The organism is Campylobacter sp. 2014D-0216, from assembly GCF_014931215.1.
Classification (GTDB): Bacteria; Campylobacterota; Campylobacteria; order Campylobacterales; family Campylobacteraceae; genus Campylobacter_D.
Map to the genome: position 1 here is coordinate 1545655 of NZ_CP063089.1, position 22246 is coordinate 1567900.

Below are 22246 nucleotides of genomic sequence, written 5' to 3' on the forward strand. Positions count from 1 at the left end.
TTCAAATAGTGATAAAATGGGGGGGGGTATGAGTTTTTTATAAAATAAATTATGGTAATCTTATTTAATATATATTAAATATTACAAAATCACTAACTCCACTCTGACTAATTATATTAAGACTATATTTACCTTTTTTTAAATCTAAAGATAAAAAATCCTCTGAGCCTTCATGAATCAACTCCTGATTTAAATACCAAAATAATTTTTCTTTTTTTGGGTTAAAAAGTTTTACAATCAATTTTTGTTTTTGCTTGAAATCTTTAGGCAAAACGATGTTTAAATGATTCAATGGATATAAAATTTTAAATTTTTCACTTGTATTTTGAATGGTTTGTTTTTCTTTTGCAAAAAATGATTGTGCGTTTGAAGGCAAATTTAAAATGACCTTTTTCTTTGCATAAATAAAGTCCTTATCCAAGGAATTAACTTCTTTTCCATTATATGCAAATACTTCTTTTAATAGCGGAGAAACTCTTAACACATTAGCACTTTGAGGATAAAGCACTTCTTTGTAACCAAAACCATGCTTATATCGATAAGCTGTTTGATTTTCTATCTTGATCGAAATCAAATCGCCAGGTTGATCAAACTCCAAATTCATATCATCAAGCAAAGATAAAAGCTCGAAAAATAACTCGCCTGCAACACTCACTCCATATAAATTTGCATTTGCTTCGCCACTAAAATTACCCACCCAAACACCTAAAGTGTATTTTGGAGATGTTCCTATAGCCCATGCATCCTTTCTACCATAGCTTGTACCAGTTTTCCACGATACAACTATGTTAGAATCATATTGCTTTAACCCTGCTCTATCTAAGCCTTTTAAAACTTGCAAGGTTAAAAAACTTGCACCACTACTGATTATTTTTTTGCTTTCTTTATGATAAGCATTTTCTTCGTATAAAAGCTCATTAAAAGTTCCATAATTTCCAAGCCCCAAATAAAGTTTAAGCATATCCTCCAAGCTAAATTCTTTTGTCCCTAAAATTAAAGAAAGTCCGTATTTTTTAAAATTATCATCATTAAATTTTAAAATATCTTTGAGTTTAAAAAAGAATTTTTCATAACCATACTCTAAAAGCAAATTTACAAAAGGAATATTAAGTGACTTTTGTAAAGATTCTCTTGCGCTAATTAAACCATGGTATTTTTTATTTGCATTTTGCGGTGCAAAATTAGAAAAAAGTGTAGGCACATCAAGCAATAAAGAATCAGGCACTATAAGCCCCTCATCTATAGCAAAAGCAAAAAGCAATGGTTTTAAAACAGATCCGACACTACGTTTTGCTATGACTCCATCAATCTGACCAAAATTTTCAAAGTCATAAAAATCATTCGAACCCACATAAGCTAAAATTTTACCGCTTTTAGTATCAGCAAGCAAGATGGCTAAATTTTTTATACCTTTTTGCTGCAGTTTGTATGCATACTCTTTCGCTTTATCTTCAAACCGAATTTGAATGTTTTTATCTATACTCGAAACAACTCTTTCCTTGTTGACTAAAAGTCTTCGGGCTAAATGAGCTGCTATGTTTTTTCTTGGTTTAAAAGTGGGAAGTTTTTCCGCCTTTGCGAGATTTAAGATGTCTTGAGAAAAATACCCTTTTTTAAAAAGTCTATCAAGCAAGGCATTGCGTTTTTTCAAAAGCTTATCTTTATTTTTTTCAAGATTAATCAAACCAGGATTATTTGGAAGCACCGCAAGCAAAGCCGCTTCGCTCCAAGTGAGGTTTTTTAAATCTTTTTCAAAGTAAAATAAACCAGCACTTGCGACACCAACTAGATTTCCACCATAAGGAGCATTATTTAAATAAAGTCTTAAAATTTCATCTTTACTATAAAAACTTTCTAAAGCAAAAGCCTTGATAACTTCATTAAATTTATTAAAATATGTACGTTTATTTTGCTCTAAAAGTTTAATAGTCTGCATAGAAATGGTGCTTGCACCACTTCTTTTGCTTGAAAAAAGATTATTTTTAAATGCTCTTACAAGCGCTAAAAAATCCACCCCATAATGAGAGTAAAAGTTTTTATCTTCATATAAAACCACCGCGGTTTTTAGTTTTTGTGGTATAAATTCACTTTCTAGATGCCACTGTTCATTAGGATCTAAAAACACACTAAGAAGTTCTTTGTTTTTATCCAACAAAACCTTACTATAAGTCCCTTTAAATAAATCCTTGCTATCAAAACTAAAATAAACCAAACCTATATAAAAACACAGGCTTAAAACACATAATGCAAGGCTTATTTTGACTCTCACTGCACCACTTTAACTCTTTTACTCTCACTTAAAGCCTTATATGCATCATCATACATTGCCTCAGCATAAGCCCCGCTTAAAGTATATACACCTGGGGTTATAGCGCTTAATTTTACAAAAAACTCTCTAGTTTCATCATGATGTAAAGGAAAGAAATACATAATTTTATCATCTCTTATATCCATAAAGTCATAGTAAGAATTTCTTACAAAATCGGGAGTATCTTCGCCCAAAAGATCATGCACGACCTCCCACCCACTTGGTAAAATTTGAGTTAATGCAAAATGAGAAGTGCCTGGATAGTTTTTGTTAGAAATTTTTAATTTCATATAGAAAATTTGAGAGCTTTTAATCATGCTTTCATCGATTGTATTGCCATTTTCGTCATAGAAACTTCTTTCTATATCTATACGCTGTCTAAAAGGTTCAGCAATACCCTTTTTAACACCTTCTATGCCAAAATGCACATAAGTGTCTTCTTTAGCCTCTATCAAAGCACTGCCTTGGTTAAATTCAAATTTTGCAAAAGATGAATCAAGCTTTTGATTTTCATGGTTGATTGTTAATTTTGCTTTAATGGTTTTAGAGACATTATCATCAAAACTATTAGCCAAAGCATATAAAGCATAGCCTATGCTTTGAGTGCTAAGCCAGGCATGACCTTCTAAAGTTTTTTTAATATCATCTAACAGCACATCGTTATTTTTATCATAGATTATTTTATATGCATTTGCGATAATCGCTTCATCTCTTAAAAAAGACCCATAAGTATCAGCATAGCTATCTTTATTATCAGGTTTTGTGCTTAATTGTTGTGCTATATTCAACGCCACCTCATCAAAGCCTGCTAATTTATATGCTGCACCAAGTTGCCAAAGACTTACACTATCCAAACTCTTCATATATGCTTCATCTTCATAAATAGCATTCATAATGCTTAAATTTGGCTCCTTGGCTAAAGCAAGCAAATATAAAGAATTGATTCTAATGTTTTTATTACTTGTATTTTGAATGTATTTTTTTTCATAATCTAGCCATGCTTTAAACATTCCATCGCTTACATAATAGCCTCTTTCTTTAGCCAATATCATAAACATACCCGCATAATTGCTTCCCCATGCATCAGAGTCTTTAAGCCCTTGCCAATAAGCAAACCCACCATTTGCTGTTTGAAAATTTGCATATTTTCCCAATAGCGCATTAATATTGTTGATATTTTTTTGTTCATTTGCTCCTTGATCGAGCTTTTGCAAAAAAAGTTGTGGTAAAACCGCTGAAGTGCTTTGCTCTATACAACCATAAGGATAATGTTGTAAATACTTTAATCTATGATTTATATTTAAAATAGGCTTAAAACTCACACTTAAAAATGCCACTGGGTTTATATAATCATCTTTGATTTCAAATTTCATAGAGCTATTGGCGGGAATTTTGTAAGAATTTCCCTCATACGTGATGGTGTTTAAAGCCTTAATATCAATTTGAGTATTTTGAGTATAAGTATAATTTTTTGCATTCAAGCTAAGTTGTATTTCTTCTACTCCGATCTTATTTGCATTTACTTTTGCATTGATGTAAATATCTTTGGTTTTTTCACCTTTAAAATCAATCTTAATTTCGTTTTTATCAAAATTTATGAGAGAATTTTTAACATTGAGTTTAAGTGTTGCGCTTTGCACATCATCATCTACTTTAAACACTTGTACCAAAAATTTAAATTCATCATTGATTCTTAAGGATCTTGGTAAAGTTTCAAGCATTACAGCAGGTGCGCTAACTTGTATATTTTTATCAGCACTTCCAAAACCCACATCATTGTTTGCCACTACCATAACCCGAAGCGAACCCAAATAAGAAGGCATATTAAATTTTACTTTTGCGTAGCCATTTTCATCACTTTGCATTGGCTCTTGAAACAAAACAACCGGCTTAAAGCGTCGTGCTTTTTCATCGTTTTTGCTTTTTTCCGCCCTTGAACTTAATAAAACATCACCGCCTGTAGTCAATACCTTTGCAATATCTGAAGTATTTTTAGCAATGATTTTGTCATAAGTATCATATATGCTCATATTAAAACGAATTTTTTGATAAAAATACTCCCAAATATCTGGCGTTTTAAACGCATTAACATCTAATAAACCCTCATCAACAATCGCTATAGTATAAGTGTATTTTTGTTTATTTTCGCTTTGAATTTCTACTTCAAAATCTTGCTTTGGTAAAACTTTACTAGGTGCTTTTATATCTAACTTAATTTTACTTTGCTCATCTGCTACTTTTAAAGCAAGTACACCAAAAAGCCTTAAAGCTCTATCATTTATATATTGGTTGTAATCTTGAAGCAAGATAACACTAACATACACATTAGGTGTATATTCTTTTAAGATAGGAATTTCAACCTTGGTGGTATCTTCATGTGTATTGATTACAAAACGCTTTAGAATTTTTGTATTGTCATTTAAAGTTACAATAGCCTTTGCACCTTTGACACTTTCAAACTCTACCACGGCAATATCATTTGGCTTGTATTCTTTTTTATCACTTTTTATTTTTAAAGAACTTACAATATCTGCATTACTCGGGGCTCCAAAACTATTTACATAAAAAAAATCTCCCGTGCTTGTCTTTCCTTGTATGTCCTCAAGCTCTATAAACATCTCACCGTGATAATCTTTTGGATCAAATTCAATTTTAACTGGTTTGTTTTCACTTAAAACCACTCCTTGTGCTACTACTTGCGTATTTTTGTCTTTTTTTAACGATTTTAAAAAATCATCATAATTATCATAATCCCACCACCATGAATAGCTATTTGCATAAATAGTGTATTTGATTTCTCTATTTGAAATTAGTTTTTCGTTTAAATCACTCACAATGGCTTCGAAATTAATTATTGAATTTGAGTTTAGATAACGATTTTCTAAGCGTTTTAATCCTACAAAATCATCATGCAAGATAATTTGCGTTTTTGAGCTTGCCTCTGCTGATCTAGAACCTTTTTCAAAAACCCTTGCTTGAATTGAAGCTTCTAGATTATACGGTGCATTTTTCAAAAATTCTTTTAAAACAAAAACACCTTTTTCTTGCCCTTTTTCATCTAAAACACCTTGTATATTGTCACTATAAGTTTGCATGAGTACACTAGGGTTAGAAAAAACATAATTAGGGTATTTTAAATTGCGATATTCTTGTTTGCGAACCAACAAAGATGCCTGGAAATTCAAAGCACTAGCAGGACTTCCAAAAAGATATCTAGAGCTTAGATTAAAATCCAACTGATCTTTGTTTTTAGTTTCTTTTTCCGTTTGCAAACTCACTTTTATACGATTTGGAATGATATTTTGCACCAAAATTTCTTTATCAAAAATTGAATCAGCAAATTCAACCCTAGCTAAATAAATTCCACTTGGAGCTTGTGGGCTAAGAGTGATTTTTTTATAAAAAGTTCCATTACTTAAAGGAAGTAGTTTGATTTTATCAAGAATTTTTTTATTTTGTGGATCAAAAAAACTTAAAGATATCGGGTGCTTAAGCACGCCTTTGTCATTTCTTGCAACCATGTTTAAGTGTATATCATCACCTGGTCTATACACCCCTCTTTCGGTATAAATAAAAACTTTATTCTGTGAGTTTAACTCCAATCCATCTACATCAAAGCCATCATAAAGCAAAGGAGAACTTAAACGCAAAATAGAAGCTTGTTTGTCTTTTGATGCGATCACAAACAAGGCTTTTGATTTGTCTATATTTTCAAAAATAGCTAAACCATCTTCATTGCTTATTTTAGAAGCTAGAATTTGATTATTTTTACTAATCACATCAACCTTAACTCCACTTAAAAGCTTTTGATTGGTATAATTTCTAACATCTACAATAAGTTTTTTATCTAAACTTTGAGCAATGAGCGCTATGTCAGAAAAAATTAAATTTTTACTCACTTTTGCTTTTTGATCAAAAAATCTATACTTTTTCCAACTTTCCATATCCTCATCAAAAACATAATCTACATCTTCTTCTTTAAAATACAACTTAACAATAAAAACTCCACTCAAATCTTTTAAAGCATCTAAGACTATTTCGCTTTCTTGCCATTCGTTTTTACTATATTCGATATCAAAATCTCTCTTAAGCACTACTTCGCTGGTATAATCACTCTCTGAAAATATATCACTATCATAATCGCTTACATTTTTAAAACCTTGCAAGTTTTTATACCTTAAATATTCGCTTAAATTATTTGAAAAAACTTGCCAAACTTCTAAATGAACTTTTTTTACGTTTAAAGTTTTAAAGGCAATTTTTTTACTTGCTTTACTAGATAAAAAAACTCCTTGATTTGAAAAACTTATAGCTGGCTCATAGTCTTTAAGACTTACTTTGGCTTTAAAGTTTTGCTTAGTGTTAACACCGCTTTCGCTTTTAATGCCTTGAGCTATTTGAATTTCATAGTCTTTATTTGGAACAAATGCTCCTATAAGTTTAATTTTATTACCATAAGCTAATGCCTTAAAATCTACTTCAGGAGAAACAAAAATCAAGTCTTTTAAATTTTGATCTTGCGAAACATTTTGAGAAAAAAGCAATTCTATGTTTTTATTTGCTATATTTGCGCCTTGAAAGACAAAATCGCTTTTTGCTAGCAAAATACATTCATATTTGATATTATTTTCCAAGCCCAAAACTGCTTTATCAAACAAAACTTTTATATTTGTATTAGTGTTTTGGCTTTTTAAAGGCTTAGAATATATACTCGCCATGTTATCTTGGATTACAATTTGATCTATTGTTATATTTTGATTTTCTGCGTGCATTTGAAGTGCTTTACGCAATATATCCTCATCAAACACATAATAACTTTGCAAATTTAAAATCAATACGCTTTCATCATTAGATATATTTTGAAAATACCCCTTAATGTCTAATTTTTCATATGGAGTTTGAAAGTTTAGTTTTATTGTTTCGCCTTTTAATATATCGTTTAGATCTATCATTACATCGTATTTTTGATTTGCTCTTAGCGGGATAAAAATATCCAATCTTTTTGGATGTTCAAGTGTATATTTGGCTTTGATTGTTTGGCCATTAACCACAACTTCTCTTTCTTTAATAACACCTAGCTCTTGATTTGTGATATTGGTATTAAATTCTATAAAAATACTTTGGGAGTTTTCATCAAAACCATAAGCTCTTATCATCGAATTTTTTTCTTCGCTTTTAGAGCATGCAGTAGTAAAAATTGCTATAAAAAATATCATTAAACCATATAAAAATCTTTTCATAACCGTCCTTAAAGTAAAGTAAATTTTGCAAATTATATCCAAATTCACTCTTGCTTCACTTAAAAAATTATATAATTCTCGCATAAAAACAAAGGAGAAAAAATGAAAAAGAAAATTGCTACCTTATTAACAGTTTTAGGTCTTTCAAGTGCTGTTTATGCAGATGGAATTTATGGTGTAATTGTAGATGTAAATGATGGTGCAAAAACGATTTTAATCGACACAACTTATGGTCAAAAAATGAATATCAAAATTCTACCAAATACAGAAATTGATATGGATGATTGTGGTATTTTTGGTATGGACAAATACGGTACTTTTAGAGATTTAAAAGTAGGTACTTTTATAGAGGCTGAAGTATTCCATGGATATGCTCAAACTATGCCAAATCCACAAACACCAAATCAGGTACAAAACATAACTGCCAAAGAGATTAAAATTGAATGTAAAAAAAGAGCTTACTAAAATCTTTGCTACAATAACTTCTAAAAAGGAGTTATTGTAATGCGCTTTTTATTGGTGTTATTCCTTGCTAGCACCTTTTCATTTGCTTATAAAATTCAAGGTATCTTAAAACATACCTCCAAACACAGCATAAGCTTACAAACAAGCTTTGATAATAATTTAATCATTACTATATTACCCCAAACTCAAATCACAATTTATAGTTGCGGAATTTTTGGAAGCAACAAAAAGCAAGCTAACACACAAGAATTAAAAATAGGAAGTACAGTTAAAATCAGCGGGAAGAAAAATGGCAGTATTATTATCGCAGATAAAGTGATTGTAGAATGCGATAATAAAAGAAGAGCTTATTAAGCTAAAAGCTCTTCTTTTTGTTCTTTGGAAATTTTTTCAATATAAAGACTTTGTGAAGGGAATGCAAAGCTTAGTTTGTTTCTTTCTATAATTTTCATCAACTCAAGTAAAATACTTTGTCTTGCCTCTCTAAAACCACCTGCATCTACTGCTTTAGTGTAAAAATACACTTCTATATCAATAGAACTTGCACTAAATCCACTTACTGCAACATAGGTGTTATTTTTATACCCTTCTAGATCATTTACTGATACTAAGTTTTGTCTATATTTTGCACGTGTGCCACCATGATTTAAAGCGCTATCATCTACTTGCGCAATCAAAGGACTTGTTGCTAGTAAATACCTTATGTCTTCTACACATTGCTCAAGTTGCTCAGGTGTTGCATCATAGGTTACACCAATAAACAACTTCACATGACGTCCAATTTTTCTTTTGCTCCAATTTTTGATATTTGTTCCCATGATGGTTGAATTCGGTAAAAACACCAATGAATTATCAAAAGTTCTAATAGTAGTTTTTCTAAGTCCAATCTCAACGATAGTTCCTTCTATACCTGAAATTTCCACCCAATCGCCTTGATTAAAACTATTATCAAAAAGTAAAAGCACAGAAGCAAAGAAATTTGCTATGATGTCTTTAGCTGCCAACGCCACAGCCAAACCACCTATACCCAAAGAAGCAATCAAAGCAGAAATATTAAAACCTAAATGCGATAAAACAAACAAAGCAGCAATAACTATAATAATAAAATATAAAATTTTAATAATCAAATTTACCACTTCACGCTTACCACTTTTTTCAGCAAGCTTTGCAACAATCACCATACCATAACTATCAAAAATATTAATCACAAGCCAAGCAGTAAGTATGGTATATATAATAGACAAGATATTGCCAATTCTTATATCCACAGGTGCTGGATAGTAAAAAATAGTAAAACAAATTCCCACTGCATATGCAAATAAAAACCAACCTACAGGCCCTCGAAGTTTTTCAAGAAAATGTGTTTTTATTTCTAAATTTTCTGACTTTTTACCAAATAAATGGATCAAGATAAAATATAAAATTTTCGCAAGATAAAATTTCAACGAATAAAAGAAAATAATCACTGCGATAGAAATAACAATCTTACCAACATTTACTCTAGTTACAGTAGTTTTTTCATTGATATAATTAATCGCATTTTGCAAACCCAAACCTGTAAATAAAAAATTAGTTTCGAGCAAACTTGCATTATTTCTTAAATACGCCAAAATTTCATTGTAAGATTTAATGGTGTTTCTAAGCTCATTTTCATTATTTTCTAAAGTTCTAAGTTGAATAATATCATTGATATTTTCTTTATCTAAAGTAAAATTAAACACCATATCTTCTTTTAGTGAATCAATGCTTTTATCGATGATATTTTTAATCTCTTGACTTTGCGCACCTTGTATGAATACTTTCTCAAGTTCAAAAATACAAAGATAAAAATGCTCCGCAGAAGTTAAACTCAATAGCTTGATTTTGCTATCAACATACTCATAGTATTTTTTACGAGCTTGAGCATTTTCTACGCTTTTTTGAAGCTTGCTTTTTGTCTTTAAAAATTCCTTCGCCTCTTCATCATCGATTTTTTGTGAAACTATTTTCAAAGGCAAAGTAGTTAAAATAGCATTTTTTTGTCTTTCTATCTCTTTAATATTGCCTTGAAATTCACTACTATTGGTGTCACTATTTTTAAAACTCTCCAAAAGCAAATTAAGATCAATGTAATTTTGCACCAAAGCAAAAATACTATCTTTATTTTCTAAAGGGTTTTTTTCTTGTGCATATAAAGTATTAAAAAATAAAACCAACAAAACAATGGAAAATATTTTTTTCATGCTTTTTTTATCCTTTCTTGAATTAAAACAAAATTTTCGAAATTAAAGTCATATTCGTAAATTTCGCCTGTTTCTATGATGTAATACCAAGCGTGGAGTTCGATTTCTTTTTTATTTAAAGCTTCTTCCACGCCCGGATAAGTTAACAAATTTTGCAAAGAATTGACCAAATTCATTTTTTCAGTCATCCACGCTCGCATAGCAATATCTTCACCCGCTATTTTTAAAACCTTATGCTTTATAGGCTCAAGCAAAGTAAGCCATTTTTTTACATTAGGCATTGTTTTTAAATCACCCTCGCTTGCGTATAAAGCTGCACACCCCCCACAGTTGCTATGTCCACATACGATGATATTTTTAATATGTAAAGAATTAAAAGCATACTCAATAGCAGAAGTTGTTGCTAAAAAATCATCTCCTACTCTATATGGTGGAACGATATTGCCTATATTTCTTACAACAAAAAGCTCACCTGGACCTGTATTGGTGATTAAATTAGGTATAACCCTAGAATCTGCACAACCTATAAAAAGAGTGTGCGGATTTTGCTTGTTTTTCAAACTTTCAAAAAGTTCTGCATGCTCTTTAAAATCCTCTTGCATGAATTTCAAAGCACCTTCGATCAAGTCTTTCAAGAAAAAGTCCTTTTTTGATTTTAATAAAACATTATACTAAATTATTTTTACTTAAAATAAATCCACAAATTTATTTTTTATTTTATTTTTATGCACTTTTAATCTTTCGTTTATCTTTTTTTTGTAAATTTTAGTTTTAAAAATTATTGGAGGATTTTAATGAGTCTTTATGATAGAGATTATTCTAACTCTAAAACTCAAGAATTTGAAGGTTATGCTAGAAGTGATTTAAGCATTTTTATAAAACAAACTTATCAGCTTTTTGCTGCTTCACTCTTAGCTGCAACAGCCGGTGCTTATATAGGAATTTTTGCTCTAGCGCATTTGTTTGCACAATCTCAAGCAACTTTTTGGATTTTATTCATTGTAGAAATTGGATTGTTATTTGCGCTACAATGGAAAAAAAGAGAAGCTCCGCTTAATTTGGTTTTACTTTTTGCTTTTACTTTTGTTTCAGGTCTTACTTTAACACCGCTTTTATATTCAGTTTTAGCCCTACCTGCTGGAGCTAGCATTATTGCACAAGCTTTTGCTTTAACTACAGTAGCTTTTGGTGCTTTAAGTATATTTGCTATGAATACAAAAAAAGACTTCACCATGATGGGAAAAATGCTTTTTGTAGCTCTAATCGTTATTGTAGTGGCTTCTTTAATTAACATCTTTTTCCAAAGCTCGCTTTTAAGTTTAGCGATTTCTGGTATAGGTGCGATTTTGTTTTCTTTTTACATTCTTTATGATACTCAAAACATCATTAGAGGAAACTACGAAACACCAATCGAAGGTGCTGTTGCGCTTTATCTAGATTTTATCAACCTTTTCATTTCTCTTCTTAATATTTTAAGAAGCTTTAACAGTAGATAATTTTTTGCGAGATTTTCTCTCGCAAAATTTCTTTACCTCTTTCAAGTTTTTATCAAACTTTTTAAGTTAAAATACTCATTTTATTTTCAATAAGGAAAATTCATGACTACTCTTTTAATTATTTTACAATTTGCAATAGTTGTAATCATTTGTATCGCTGTTTTATTACAAAAAAGTTCAAGTATAGGACTTGGAGCATATAGCGGAAGCAATGAAAGCTTATTTGGCGCAAAAGGTCCTGCTGGGTTTTTAGCAAAATTTACTTTTGTAATGGGTATTTTACTAATCGCCAACACAGTTGCTTTAAGCTATATGTATAATAACACTAATTCTAATTCATTAGCTGAAAAAGCTGAACAAATTTTACCAAAAGCACCTGAAGCAAATACCACTAACATTCCAGTGGCACCAAGTGCACCAACAAGCGAAACCAACACTAGCAAATAAAAGGACAAACTATGCTCAATGAAATTTATGCTAAACAAAAACAACAATCAGATAAAAGTCTAGAGGCCTTGAAAAAAGATTTTACCACCATAAGAACAGGCAAAGTAAACATTAACATACTAGATCATATCCATGTAGATTACTACGGTAGCGCAACTCCACTTAATCAAGTTGCAACTGTTCTAGCCACTGATGCTTCAACCATTAGCATTACTCCTTGGGAAAAATCTATGCTTAAAGCCATAGAAAGCGCAATAGCTGCGGCTAATATCGGAGTAAATCCAAACAACGATGGCGAAAGTGTGAAATTATTCTTCCCTCCTATGACAAGAGAACAAAGAGAAGAAAATGCAAAAAACGCTAAAGCTATGGGAGAAAAAGCTAAAGTAGCGATTAGAAACATTAGAAAAGATGCAAATGATGCGGTTAAAAAATTAGAAAAAGACAAAGCAATTTCTGAAGATGAAGCAAAAAAAGCTTACGATGAAGTTCAAAAACAAACCGACAACTACACTGCTAAAGTAGATGAACTAGTAAAAAATAAAGAAGTAGAACTTTTAAAGGTTTGATAATGAATTTAGAACAAATTTACAAAGATTGCGGGGCGTATTTACAAGGACATTTTTTGCTTAGCTCGGGCAAGCATTCTGAGTTTTATCTTCAAAGTGCTAAAGTCTTAGAAAATCCAAAACTTGCAGGTGAGCTTTGCGATGAGCTTGCAAAAATAATTGCAAGTTTTAATATCAACTTTGATAGCATATGTTCTCCTGCTTTGGGTGGAATTTTAGCAGGATATGAGCTTGCTAGGGCTTGCAACAAGCGCTTTATCTTTACTGAACGCGTAGAAGGAGTGATGAGTCTTAGACGCGGTTTTGAAGTAAAAAAGGGTGAAAAATTCATTGTTTGTGAAGACATCATCACAACAGGTGGATCTGCACTTGAAAGTGCAAAAATTATTGAAAGTTTAGGTGGAGAGGTAGTAGGTTTTGCAGCTTTAGCAAACCGTGGTTTTTGTGCGGTAAAAAATTTAAACAATCCAAGAAAAGAAAATGCAAAATTACCTGAAAATTTACCATTATTTGCATTAGGAAATTTCGAATTTGATATCTATGAAGCAAATGCTTGTCCACTTTGCGAAAAAGGCACTCAAGCTATCAAACCTGGTAGTCGTGGAAACTAATGAAAGCTAAAGCAAAAATAGCCACTCGTTGGCTTAGATTTAAAGCCTTTTTAATTGATCTATTTTTGCTTTATGTGCCTATTTTGTACTTATTTTATTTTACTCTTGGCTCTAAAGAAGCCTTTTTAAATAATCAATTTATAATTTTTTTATGTTCTTTGATTTTTGGTATCTTACAAGCTTTATTTTTAACCAAAAAAGCTCAAAGCCCCGGTCTTAAAGCTTATGATTTATACTTAGTGGATCTTAAAAATGGCCACAAGCTTAATTTTTTTAGAATACTCTTGCGTTATATTTTTTTTGTTGTAAGCTTTGGCTTTTTGATTGGCTTTTTGGTAAGTTTTTTAAGAAAAGATAGCTTAGCTTTACATGATATTTTAAGTCAAAGTGCGATTGTTACAAAGGTAGAAAAATGAATAGAAAAAGAATTTATAATCCAAAATCAAACGAAACTCTAAATGATAGAAAAGTTTTTAACGGCAATCCTCATGGTATTTTAAATTTTACTAAGGCAAAATACACTTGGGCTTTAAAACTTTGGGATTTAATGGAAGCTAATACTTGGTTTCCTAAAGAAGTAGATACAACCAAAGATGCATTGGATTATCGCTGTAATCTCACAAGTGCTGAAAAAAGAATGTATGATTTAGTTTGGTCTCAACTCATCTCAATGGATAGCTTTCAAACCAACAATCTTGCTGATAATATCAACCCATATATCACAGCACCTGAAATTAATGCAGTTTTAGCAAGACAAGCTTATGAAGAGGCAAATCACTCTAAGTCTTATGCTGTTATGGTAGAGGCTATTTGCGAAAACACAGATTTAATCTATGAGATGGAAAAGCACGATGAAACTTTAAGAGAAAAGAACGATTTTATTTCGAGTATCTATGAAGAATTGGCTGGAGAAGTAGATGATAACAAGCTCTTGCTCGCCATGGTGGCAAATCAAATTCTAGAAGGGGTGTATTTTTATAGTGGTTTTACTGCTATTTATGCCCTTGCGCGCGCAGGAAAGATGCTGGGTTCAGCGCAAATGATTCGTTTTATACAAAGAGATGAGATCACACATTTGCTTTTATTCCAAAATATGATCAACTCGGTTCGTAAAGAAAGACCTGATTTGTTTAACGATACCAATGTAAACAAAATCTATGATATGTTTAAAAAAGCAGGTGAACTTGAAATCAAATGGGGTAAATACATCACTCAAAATCAAATCATGGGCTTTACAGATGATATTATAGAAGAGTACATTCACTATCTTGTTGATCAAAGGCTTACTGCTATTAATTTAGACAAAATTTACAATGCTAAACACCCGATTAAATGGGTTGATGATTTTTCTAAATTTAACGATCAAAAAAGTAATTTCTTTGAAAGTAAGGTTACAAACTACTCCAAAGGAAGCTTGAGTTTTGATGACTTCTAAGTCACAAAACTTCTCTTGTTGTATATTTTTATTAAATAATTTCTCTACTTTTATTTAATATTTTTTATTCATTTAATATTTTTTTGTATAATTCTTGGTTTTATTTTTTAATAAAGGGGTAATTATGGAGTTTTTAGAACTTTTGTTAATCTTCATCGCCATAGTTCTCATGATAGTTAAACCTGAAAAAGAAAAACTTGCTTTTTCAATACTTATAATTTCATGGGCTATTATGGTATTTGACTATTTAGGTCGTAAATCAGGCGCAATTTTAGGCCTAATGAATCTATAAGGTGGCAAACATGTGTGATATTAACAAAACTAAATTCTTTTATTTTTTAATGTGCATGGCAGGCTTTTTAGTGATTTTAATGCCTGTTGGAACTGCAAATCTAATTTTTGGATATATGCTAGGGGATAGTCCTTGTACATCGTGTTGGGGGCAAAGAGAATCTATGATTTTTATCGGTGTAGCGGCTTTATTTATCGTTCGCTATGGTATAAAAGGTAAATTTTTAGCTTTTCTTTTAATCGCAACAGCATTTGGTTTATGGCAATCATTCAACCACATAAGCTGGCACGCACATCGTGATCTTGATCAAGGTTTTGGTTTACCTATTTTTGGTTTACATACTTATTTTTGGGCTGAAGTAGTATTTTGGGCTGTAGTTTTACTACTAGGTGTTATTTTTGCATTTGCACCAAAATTTGCTTCTTTTGAAAAAGAAATGGAAGGTGCTAGCTATAGAAAATTAACCAAATTTAATCTAGCTGCTATGGTTATTGTTGCATTTATTGTAGCTTCAAATATATTCCAAGCTTTTGTAAGTACTGGTCCTGTTCCATACAGCGGGCAAGGTGATCCTGTTCGTTTTAGCTTAAATCCAAAATACATCATTTGGTCTGACTCTGGCTGGAGCAAAAGTTGGAAAAGCTTCTCTGTACTTGGACCACGCGATGTAAAAGATCCTGACTTTGCTTTTGCACCTGCAAGTGAAAAACTTGGTATCAAATTTGACAACAACACAAGCAATGCTCCATTTGCAAATATCAATGGTACTTTAAAAATCACAAGCGAAACAAAAATCGATTTTCCAAAAGCAATCAATACACTTGATTACATTCATGGAGAATATGTTGCAAGTTCAAAATGGGAAGTATTTTTCTTAGATGACAACTTCAGTATTAAAACTGATTTTCTTTTAGATCCTTACTACTCAGCAACAATTAATCCTATCGTAAGTATCATTCCTTACTTAGACAACAAATACATCTTAATGGGTTCAAACAAAACTTTCTTAAGATTTGCACAAAATCCTAACGCAGATGATGCGGTACAGTATGCTCATTTTATGAAGGGTGCGGACAAATTTGAAGGTACAGGAAAAGACCTAGGACGCGGTAGAATTGACACAGTAAGAGCTAAATTCAACCACATCTTAAGCACAACAACAGATGGCAAATACATGTACACCGCTACAGTTCCAAACAACAAAGATGCAAAAACTTTTGTTATTTCAAAAATTTCTTTAGCGGATAGAGTTCTTTCGGCAGAATTTACTCCTAAAGCTGATTTAAAAGAAGGTAAAACCTTAGGTGATCTTTACATCACTTCAATGGCGTGCAAAGATGGCAAAATTTATGCTCTAAGCAAAAAACACAATGTAATTGCAGTAATTGACTTAGCTAAAGAAGCAATCGTAGAAGCTATTGCGTATCCAGAAAGCATTACTAATGCAAGAAGTTTATTCTTCAAAGATAACAAAATGCATATCTTATCTTATCAAGATGGAGCAAACATCCTTTATACACTTGATTAATCTTAAGGCGTTTTACGCCTTAAGAATTTAAAGCTAGATAAATAAAACTTAAGATAAAATAACACTTTTTATTCAAGGAGTGCTTATTGATTCATTTATTTGAGCAAAAACAATGCCAAACTATGGCAGAAGAAATTCGTAAAAACACCTTTATCAATGAAGAATTATTCGAAGCTTTTTGTTCAACTCCTAGAGAAATTTTCTCTCCCTTGAAAATGCATGCTTATAGATTAGATGCGCTTCCTTTAATGGGTAATCAATGGATAAGTTCACCTTTAACTGTAGCCAAAATGACTATGGCGCTTGATTTTAAAGATGCAGATAGCGTTTTAGAAATAGGCTGTGGCAGTGGGTATCAAGCGGCAATTTTAAGTAAGTTAATAAGAAGAGTATTTACTATAGAACGCATTGAAAAACTTGCAATAAGCGCTATAGAAAAATTTAAAAAACTTAATTATTCTAATATTCATGTTAAATTTGATGATGGCCAAAATGGTTGGAAAAATTACGCACCTTATGATCGAATTTTACTTTCTGCTTACATAGAACATATTCCAAGTATTTTGTTTGATCAACTCGAAGATGGTGGAATTTTAGTCGCTCCTTTACTAATAGGTGAGCAACAATTCATCACTAAATTCACAAAAAAAGAGGGAAAAATTGAAAAAGAGATCTTAGATGAATGTCTTTTTGTGCCTATTAAAGATGGTAAAGAATAGTTAAAATTTCATTTTTAAAACAATGAAGCCATATTCATCTTTATATTCACTCTCTTGTAAAAAACCATTTTTCTGATAAAATTTATATGCCTTATAATTATCTTTATTTACTTCAACATATTTCAAATGATAATTATTTACAGCTTTAGATATTAAAGCAGTGCCTATACCTTGGTTAAAATATTTTGACCTTAAAAACAACATTTCAATTTTATCATCCACAAATGCTAAAAATCCAATCATTTCATCTTTATCATAGCAAATCAAATAATTTAAACTAAAGAAAACTTGAGAATTTAAAAGATCATTTTTAATCTTTTCTCTATCAAAATCAGATAAAAAATCATGGGAATGCTTCACACTATCCTCCCATATATCAATCAATTTATCCTTAATATTATCTGTAATTTTTTTAAAATATTTAATTTTAATATAATTATTTTTAAACATAAGCTTCTTATAGGATTTATTTTTTTATAATTATACAAAAAAAGGAATATTATGAGTTTTAAAAAAATACTTTTTGGTTTATTTACAGCTAGTATGCTTTTTGCTTATGAGCAAATGCCTCAAAACGCCTCGCATGGAAATTTTATAGATCAAGACAAGTGGAAAAATTTGGATCCAAATTGGATCTACTGCGAGAGTGGATATAACCAAAATTTTCTCAACTTACACACCAAAAACGCAAAACACTCTCAAAATCTTTCTTTGGGATTTAACTATACCAACGATTCTTTTGGTTTAATTAACGATGGGTACACCATAAAAATGCACTTTGCTAGCAATGGAAGTCATATATTGCTCAATGACACAATTTACCACCTATCGCATTTTCACTTTCACGCTCCCTCTAAAGTCTCTATCGACAAAAAAACTTATCCTTTAGAGGTTCACTTTAGCCATGTTAGTCAAAAAGGTGATGTGGTTGTAGTTGTGTTATTCTTGCAAGAAGGTATGGAAAATCCTTTTATCAAAAAGATCATGCGTGCTTTTCCCAAAAAAGAAGGAGATAAACTTTATGTACAAGGCTTAAATGCTAACAAATTGCTACCTAACAACACTCACGATTTTTATCTTTTTAAAAACAAACTTAACAAACCTTGTCAACAAAAAATCACCTGGGTAGTTTTAAAAGAAACATCTCATGCCTCTAAAGAACAAATTCAAACAATACAAGCACTAATGGGTAAAAATAACGAGCTTAAAACTGAAGAAATTCAAACACTAAAACAAAGCGATCATTCTTCTAGCAAGTAAAATAACTTGCTAGATTATAGTTATTCTCCTGGGAAATGATTAGGATTTTTCCAAGGACCATATTTGACTTTAATATATTCTTTTGGATCTAAATTTTGTTGCGGTGAAGCAAAATATTCTGGTTTAAGCGAAGGGGATTTGCTATATGCTGTATCTAGGCCTGCTCTATTTTCTGTAGTTACAATAGGCATTCTTACAAAACCCGTATTTACGTATGCTGCTATATCCAAAGCTTCATCATCACTTAAGATAGGATTATCCGCGCTTGCCCCAAAAGGCATGGTTGATTTTAAAAATCTTGCTAAAAACGGGATCATAGCCATATGTCCACCATCTGGATAAATCAACAATGAAGGGTATAAATGACCACCACCTTTTTCATAATTATCATTTTTAAGTCCTAAACCTCTTTCTCCATGACATACAGCGCATTTCTCATCAAAAAGTTTTTTTCCTTTAACTGGATCAGCCATTCTATTAGGAAAATTCATTTTAGCAAAGAAGTCACCTTGTAGTTTTACTCCATCTTTTATACCATAAGCTTGCTTAAGCCATTTAAAATACGCCAAAATAGCCTTCATTTCTTTTGAATTATCTGGAAATTGATGTGAATTTACACCACCCATTCCACGAATTCTATCTTCTAAAGATATAATCTTCATGGTTTCAATATCAAGCTTTGGATAGTTATTAAAAACATTTAAAAATGGGATAACGTATTTTTTTGTACCCGGTAAACCATTACCATCATCTTCCATATGACAGGCAGCGCAATTTACTTCATTTTTTGTTATTTTCAAACTACCATATGGCCCCAAAGTTCCCTCTGTATCTTTTAACAACTTAATACCATAACGGATCAAGTCACCTTCTTTTCCCTTTGGGACATCATCAATACTTAGCTTTTTATTAGGCCATTGTTGCACAGGTCTATTTGAAAAATCTTTAAAATACTCCACGCCCTGTTGATCGCTTAGCTCATCGCCTACTTTGTATTTTGCTATATTATTAGCATTTAAAACAAGAGACAAGCTTAGTAAGAATAAAATTTTTTTCATCACTAACTCCTTTAAATATCTTATAGCTATATTCATTAAATAACTAAAGTTTAAATATAAATTTTAAAAATGATCTTTTATACCGTTTTAAGTCTTAATGCATTACAAAAAGTAGCACTATGAAGAATATGAAGTAATATTAAATTTTATCGCAAAAAAGCCTGAATTTTTAACAAATTCACCCTAAATAGTTTAAAGTTTAATTCGCTAGAAATTTTTAAATCCGCAAAAAAAGGATTTCTCAAACTAGCTATAAGCAAATAATCGCCTTTTTTAAATACTCTTTGTGTAGAGAATTCTTTTTCTTTTACCTTATCAAAGATATTTTCACTTGATTGGATATCTTCTTTTAATTTCTTACTATAAAGCAAAATTCCACAAAAGAAATTCCCAAATTCATCTTTAAATTTTACATCGTAAAAACTAAAATCATCAAAAATAAAAGAATTTTGCGAATGATAAGTTTTTAAAGAAAAATCAAAAGCAATTTTTTCAAAATCTTTTTGATCTAAACCTTGCTTGTTAAATCTAGCATTGTTTTGCTCTAGAAAATCTTCACACATTTTAAACACTAACTCATCACGTCCCCACATGAGCTTTCTACCTAAAATTCTAAAAAACAAAACTCCTGCCAATACCGCAAAAAATAAAGCTATAATCACATCTTTACTAAATTGAAAAGCAAGAAAAAATATCACTAAAGCTTCTGCAAATGCTAAAATTTGCAGAGCTTTAAGTCTTTTATTTAAAGCTTGTCTTATGGCTTCAAAATCCATTAAGACTTTGCCTTTTCCATTCTTTTTCTTTGAGTAGGATCAAGATATCTTTTTCTCACTCTAATATTTTGTGGAGTAACTTCTACAAGTTCATCCTCTTCTATCCACTCTAAAGCTCTTTCAAGGCTTAATTTTCTAGGTGGCACAAGTTTAATCGCATCATCACTACCGCTTGCTCTAACATTGGTTAGATTTTTCCCTTTAATAGGATTAACATCTAAGTCATTTGGACGAGAGTGTTCACCTATAATCATACCCGTATATACTTTTGTTTGAGGATCGATAAACAACACCCCTCTATCTTGTAAGTTAAACAAAGAATACCCTAGTGCAACACCATTTTCCATAGAAATCAATGCACCATTGTTTCTTTTTTCAACCGCTCCACTAAATGGACGAAACTCTAAAAAGCTATGGTTCATCACACCTTCGCCTTTAGTATCTGTTAAAAATTGCGATCTAAATCCTATAAGCCCGCGCGCAGGAATTTCGAACTCAAGTCTAGTTTGACCATCTCCTGTTGGAGTCATGGTTTTCATTTCAGCTTTTCTTTTGCCTAATTTTTCAATAACCACACCAGTAAAATCATCAGGCACATCAATCACTAAGTGTTCAAATGGTTCGGTTTTTACCCCATCTTCTACCTTAACGATAACTTCTGGTCTTCCCATGCAAAACTCAAAGCCCTCTCTACGCATATTTTCCGCTAAAATGGTTATTTGAAGCTCACCTCTTCCGCTTACTTTAAATTTACCCTCGCCTGTGCTTTCGTATTTCATAGCGATGTTGGTTTTCATTTCTGCTTCTAAACGTTCTGCAATTTTATTTGAAGTTACATGCTTACCTTCAGTACCCGCCAAAGGACCATCATTTACTGAAAATACTATACTTAATGTTGGTTCTTCTATGTGTAAAGGATCAAGTGGCATAGGGTTGTTTGGATCCACCACACTATCTCCCACATCTAAAGCTTCAAAACCTGCAATCGCAACGATATCACCTGTTCCTGCTTCATCAATATCCATTTTTTCTAGTCCCATAAAACCAATAAGTTTTGAAATTCTTCCATTGATTTTAGAACCATCTGCCTTAGCTAGCATAACATTTTGATTTTTCTTTACTTTACCGTTAAAAATTCTTGCAATCCCTATCTTACCAACGAAATTATCATAACCTAGAGTAAAAACTTGAAGTTGTAAAGGATTTTCATCGCTACCACTTGGTGCAGGCACACGCTCGAGTATAGTTTTAAACAATGGCTCCATATTTACACTTTCATCTTCAAGCGCAAGTTTTGCATAACCATTTTTAGCCGCTGCATATACCACTGCAAAATCAAGTTGTTCATCATTTGCCTCTAGGGCTACAAAAAGATCAAAAATTTCATTGATTACTCTTTCAGGATCAGCAGCTGGTTTGTCGATTTTATTGATAACAACGATAGGTTTAAGTCCTAAAGACAAAGCTTTTTTTACCACAAATTTAGTTTGTGGCATAACTCCTTCTTGCGCATCAACTAAAAGCAAAACTCCATCAACCATTTTTAAAACACGCTCAACTTCTCCACCAAAATCAGCATGCCCTGGAGTATCTATGATGTTTATCTTGGTACCTTTGTAATTGATAGCAGTATTTTTAGAAAGTATAGTAATACCTCTTTCTTTTTCTATATCATTGCTATCCATTACACGCTCTGCTATTTGCTCGCGCTCACTAAAAGTTCCTGATTGTTTTAAAAGCTCATCTACCATGGTAGTTTTACCGTGGTCAACGTGAGCTATAACAGCTATATTTCTAATATTGTCCAAGTTTTTCTCCAA

At 31.4% G+C, this 22246-nt stretch carries 20 protein-coding genes; 12 read left to right on the forward strand and 8 right to left on the reverse strand.

The features are described from left to right. Positions 1–64: 64 nt before the first annotated feature. Complete coding sequence (gene pbpC, locus A0083_RS07790; protein ID WP_197553188.1) at positions 65–2269, reverse strand: penicillin-binding protein 1C; 2205 nt, start codon at positions 2267–2269, stop codon at positions 65–67. Then, positions 2266–7548 (reverse strand): alpha-2-macroglobulin family protein, encoded by a 5283-nt coding sequence (locus A0083_RS07795; protein WP_197553190.1) that lies wholly within the window; start codon positions 7546–7548, stop codon positions 2266–2268. Before A0083_RS07795 ends, pbpC begins: the two co-directional genes overlap by 4 nt. A 102-nt stretch (positions 7549–7650) precedes the next feature. Between A0083_RS07795 and A0083_RS07800 the strand changes: the two genes are divergently transcribed. Then, a complete protein-coding gene (locus A0083_RS07800; RefSeq protein WP_120760570.1) occupies positions 7651–8013 on the forward strand; it encodes a hypothetical protein in 363 nt (120 codons plus the stop codon). 39 nt (positions 8014–8052) lie between these two features. Then, on the forward strand, positions 8053–8367 hold the full coding sequence (locus A0083_RS07805; RefSeq protein ID WP_120760568.1) for a hypothetical protein: 315 nt from the start codon (positions 8053–8055) through the stop codon (positions 8365–8367). Here the strand turns inward: A0083_RS07805 and A0083_RS07810 are convergent. Next, on the reverse strand, positions 8364–10235 hold the full coding sequence (locus A0083_RS07810) for a mechanosensitive ion channel family protein (RefSeq protein ID WP_197553192.1): 1872 nt from the start codon (positions 10233–10235) through the stop codon (positions 8364–8366). The genes A0083_RS07805 and A0083_RS07810 overlap by 4 nt on opposite strands. Continuing rightward, positions 10232–10870 (reverse strand): carbonic anhydrase, encoded by a 639-nt coding sequence (locus tag A0083_RS07815; protein ID WP_120760564.1) that lies wholly within the window; start codon positions 10868–10870, stop codon positions 10232–10234. The genes A0083_RS07810 and A0083_RS07815 overlap by 4 nt, the downstream gene beginning before the upstream one ends. Before the next feature lie 159 nt (positions 10871–11029). Here A0083_RS07815 and A0083_RS07820 point away from each other — a divergent pair, with 159 nt between their 5' ends. The 9 genes from A0083_RS07820 (at position 11030) to A0083_RS07860 (ending at position 17332) form a co-directional block, all read left to right on the forward strand. Further along, the gene (locus tag A0083_RS07820; RefSeq protein ID WP_120760562.1) at positions 11030–11731 is read left to right on the forward strand and encodes a Bax inhibitor-1/YccA family protein; all 702 of its coding nucleotides are present in this window, start codon (positions 11030–11032) and stop codon (positions 11729–11731) included. A 102-nt stretch (positions 11732–11833) separates the two neighbouring features. Continuing rightward, entirely contained in the window at positions 11834–12178 is a 345-nt protein-coding gene (gene secG, locus A0083_RS07825; RefSeq protein WP_120760560.1) for a preprotein translocase subunit SecG, read from the forward strand. 11 nt (positions 12179–12189) lie between these two features. After that, positions 12190–12747, forward strand: coding sequence for a ribosome recycling factor (frr, locus tag A0083_RS07830; RefSeq protein ID WP_120760558.1), 558 nt, complete (start codon positions 12190–12192; stop codon positions 12745–12747). Between the two features lie 2 nt (positions 12748–12749). After that, a complete protein-coding gene (pyrE, locus tag A0083_RS07835; RefSeq protein ID WP_120760556.1) occupies positions 12750–13358 on the forward strand; it encodes an orotate phosphoribosyltransferase in 609 nt (202 codons plus the stop codon). Beyond that, positions 13358–13774 (forward strand): RDD family protein, encoded by a 417-nt coding sequence (locus A0083_RS07840; protein ID WP_120760554.1) that lies wholly within the window; start codon positions 13358–13360, stop codon positions 13772–13774. The genes pyrE and A0083_RS07840 overlap by 1 nt, the downstream gene beginning before the upstream one ends. Further along, positions 13771–14793 (forward strand): ribonucleotide-diphosphate reductase subunit beta, encoded by a 1023-nt coding sequence (locus A0083_RS07845; RefSeq protein WP_120760552.1) that lies wholly within the window; start codon positions 13771–13773, stop codon positions 14791–14793. Before A0083_RS07840 ends, A0083_RS07845 begins: the two co-directional genes overlap by 4 nt. Before the next feature lie 124 nt (positions 14794–14917). Then, positions 14918–15085 carry a disulfide bond formation protein Dba gene (dba, locus tag A0083_RS07850; RefSeq protein WP_120760551.1) on the forward strand — a complete coding sequence of 56 codons (168 nt, stop codon included), beginning with the start codon at positions 14918–14920 and terminating at the stop codon, positions 15083–15085. A gap of 10 nt (positions 15086–15095) precedes the next feature. After that, positions 15096–16613, forward strand: coding sequence for a disulfide bond formation protein DsbI (gene dsbI / locus A0083_RS07855; protein WP_197553194.1), 1518 nt, complete (start codon positions 15096–15098; stop codon positions 16611–16613). Between the two features lie 89 nt (positions 16614–16702). After that, positions 16703–17332, forward strand: coding sequence for a protein-L-isoaspartate(D-aspartate) O-methyltransferase (locus tag A0083_RS07860; protein ID WP_120760622.1), 630 nt, complete (start codon positions 16703–16705; stop codon positions 17330–17332). Here A0083_RS07860 and A0083_RS07865 read toward each other — a convergent pair whose 3' ends face one another. Beyond that, positions 17333–17716, reverse strand: a complete 384-nt coding sequence (locus A0083_RS07865) for a GNAT family N-acetyltransferase (RefSeq protein WP_197553196.1) — start codon at positions 17714–17716, stop codon at positions 17333–17335. It abuts the gene before it with no gap. A 117-nt stretch (positions 17717–17833) separates the two neighbouring features. Between A0083_RS07865 and A0083_RS07870 the strand changes: the two genes are divergently transcribed. Next, positions 17834–18592 (forward strand): carbonic anhydrase family protein, encoded by a 759-nt coding sequence (locus A0083_RS07870; RefSeq protein ID WP_197553198.1) that lies wholly within the window; start codon positions 17834–17836, stop codon positions 18590–18592. 20 nt (positions 18593–18612) lie between these two features. Here A0083_RS07870 and A0083_RS07875 read toward each other — a convergent pair whose 3' ends face one another. From A0083_RS07875 to typA, 3 genes are all read right to left on the reverse strand, one after another. Next, complete coding sequence (locus tag A0083_RS07875) at positions 18613–19650, reverse strand: c-type cytochrome (RefSeq protein WP_197553200.1); 1038 nt, start codon at positions 19648–19650, stop codon at positions 18613–18615. A 146-nt stretch (positions 19651–19796) separates the two neighbouring features. After that, positions 19797–20426 carry a poly(A) polymerase gene (locus A0083_RS07880; protein ID WP_197553202.1) on the reverse strand — a complete coding sequence of 210 codons (630 nt, stop codon included), beginning with the start codon at positions 20424–20426 and terminating at the stop codon, positions 19797–19799. Beyond that, positions 20426–22234, reverse strand: coding sequence for a translational GTPase TypA (typA, locus tag A0083_RS07885; protein ID WP_120760539.1), 1809 nt, complete (start codon positions 22232–22234; stop codon positions 20426–20428). The genes A0083_RS07880 and typA overlap by 1 nt, the downstream gene beginning before the upstream one ends. Positions 22235–22246: the final 12 nt, after the last annotated feature.

Excerpts from the sequence above, each read along its gene's own strand:
- A0083_RS07795 (WP_197553190.1), bottom strand. The coding sequence starts at position 7,548 with ATGAAAAGATTTTTATATGGTTTAATGATATTTTTTATAGCAATTTTT.
- A0083_RS07800 (WP_120760570.1), top strand. The coding sequence starts at position 7,651 with ATGAAAAAGAAAATTGCTACCTTATTAACAGTTTTAGGTCTTTCAAGT.
- A0083_RS07805 (WP_120760568.1), top strand. The coding sequence starts at position 8,053 with ATGCGCTTTTTATTGGTGTTATTCCTTGCTAGCACCTTTTCATTTGCT.
- A0083_RS07810 (WP_197553192.1), bottom strand. The coding sequence starts at position 10,235 with ATGAAAAAAATATTTTCCATTGTTTTGTTGGTTTTATTTTTTAATACT.
- A0083_RS07820 (WP_120760562.1), top strand. The coding sequence starts at position 11,030 with ATGAGTCTTTATGATAGAGATTATTCTAACTCTAAAACTCAAGAATTT.
- secG (WP_120760560.1), top strand. The coding sequence starts at position 11,834 with ATGACTACTCTTTTAATTATTTTACAATTTGCAATAGTTGTAATCATT.
- frr (WP_120760558.1), top strand. The coding sequence starts at position 12,190 with ATGCTCAATGAAATTTATGCTAAACAAAAACAACAATCAGATAAAAGT.
- pyrE (WP_120760556.1), top strand. The coding sequence starts at position 12,750 with ATGAATTTAGAACAAATTTACAAAGATTGCGGGGCGTATTTACAAGGA.
- A0083_RS07840 (WP_120760554.1), top strand. The coding sequence starts at position 13,358 with ATGAAAGCTAAAGCAAAAATAGCCACTCGTTGGCTTAGATTTAAAGCC.
- A0083_RS07845 (WP_120760552.1), top strand. The coding sequence starts at position 13,771 with ATGAATAGAAAAAGAATTTATAATCCAAAATCAAACGAAACTCTAAAT.
- dba (WP_120760551.1), top strand. The coding sequence starts at position 14,918 with ATGGAGTTTTTAGAACTTTTGTTAATCTTCATCGCCATAGTTCTCATG.
- dsbI (WP_197553194.1), top strand. The coding sequence starts at position 15,096 with ATGTGTGATATTAACAAAACTAAATTCTTTTATTTTTTAATGTGCATG.
- A0083_RS07870 (WP_197553198.1), top strand. The coding sequence starts at position 17,834 with ATGAGTTTTAAAAAAATACTTTTTGGTTTATTTACAGCTAGTATGCTT.
- A0083_RS07875 (WP_197553200.1), bottom strand. The coding sequence starts at position 19,650 with ATGAAAAAAATTTTATTCTTACTAAGCTTGTCTCTTGTTTTAAATGCT.
- A0083_RS07880 (WP_197553202.1), bottom strand. The coding sequence starts at position 20,426 with ATGGATTTTGAAGCCATAAGACAAGCTTTAAATAAAAGACTTAAAGCT.